This is a genomic window from Pseudomonas sp. 51_B (genome assembly GCF_017491595.1).
Classification (GTDB): Bacteria; Pseudomonadota; Gammaproteobacteria; order Pseudomonadales; family Pseudomonadaceae; genus Aquipseudomonas; species Aquipseudomonas promysalinigenes.
In genome coordinates this window covers 1-488 of sequence record NZ_JAFGYW010000257.1, presented here as the reverse complement: position 1 = coordinate 488, position 488 = coordinate 1, and the positions used below count along the sequence as shown (strand labels likewise).

Here is a 488-nt window from a genome sequence, read left to right as displayed (position 1 = left end):
GCTCGCATTCGCTCATCCCCGCATCCGCTTTCCGTCCGGCCGTGCACCGTGCATCACGCATCGCGCGCCCGAGCCAACGCTCGCGGCTACCCGCCGCGTCGGCCGGATGCGTCCGGGGCTTTTTACGCTTTCCCGCATCGACCCGCGAGTTTTGCGACAATGTCGGACTTACTTCGCGCCGTCGCTTTCAAACGCCTAACGTTCTCCGCCGATGTCGTTGCCCCATATCGATCCGCTGTATTCCCTGTCCGGCCTCTTCGTCGGTTTTCTCGTCGGCTTGACGGGCGTCGGCGGCGGTTCGCTGATGACGCCGATCCTCGTGCTGCTGTTCAACGTCCATCCGGCGACGGCGGTGGGCACCGATCTGCTTTACGCGGCGCTCACCAAGGCGACGGGCACCTTCGTGCACGGGCTCAAGGGCACGGTCGAATGGCGGATCACCGGGCGTCTCGCGGCGGGCACGCTGTGGTTCCTGCATGCGCACGGCA

Annotated in this window: 2 protein-coding genes; both read left to right on the top strand. The window is 66.0% G+C overall.

Annotated elements, in window-relative coordinates; genetic code table 11:
• Positions 1-199: hypothetical protein (locus tag J5M56_RS24710; RefSeq protein WP_207938026.1), on the top strand; the 199-nt coding region annotated here is incomplete at its 5' end.
• Between the two features lie 12 nt (positions 200-211).
• Positions 212-488 (top strand): TSUP family transporter (locus J5M56_RS24705; RefSeq protein ID WP_207938025.1); only part of this gene is annotated, 277 nt, incomplete at its 3' end.